Annotated in this window: 2 tRNA genes; both read left to right on the forward strand. The window is 50.0% G+C overall.

What is annotated here, in order from left to right:
- Nucleotides 1-10: 10 nt before the first annotated feature.
- A tRNA-Ile gene (locus IHV10_RS22660) sits at nt 11-87 on the forward strand.
- 26 nt (nt 88-113) lie between these two features.
- Nucleotides 114-189, forward strand: a tRNA-Ala gene (locus tag IHV10_RS22665).
- Nucleotides 190-222 lie beyond the last annotated feature (33 nt).

The following is a 222-nucleotide window of genomic DNA, read 5'->3' on the forward strand; positions in this document are numbered from 1 at the left end:
TTTCCTTTAGGGGCCTATAGCTCAGCTGGTTAGAGCGCACGCCTGATAAGCGTGAGGTCGATGGTTCGAGTCCATTTAGGCCCACCATTTTCATAAAATTCCATTCCTGTTATGGGGCTTTAGCTCAGCTGGGAGAGCGCCTGCCTTGCACGCAGGAGGTCAGCGGTTCGATCCCGCTAAGCTCCACCATTGCACATCTTACGATGATGCATTTTTAAATTA

The organism is Fictibacillus sp. 5RED26 (genome assembly GCF_015903895.1).
Lineage (GTDB): Bacteria > Bacillota > Bacilli > Bacillales > Fictibacillaceae > Fictibacillus > Fictibacillus phosphorivorans.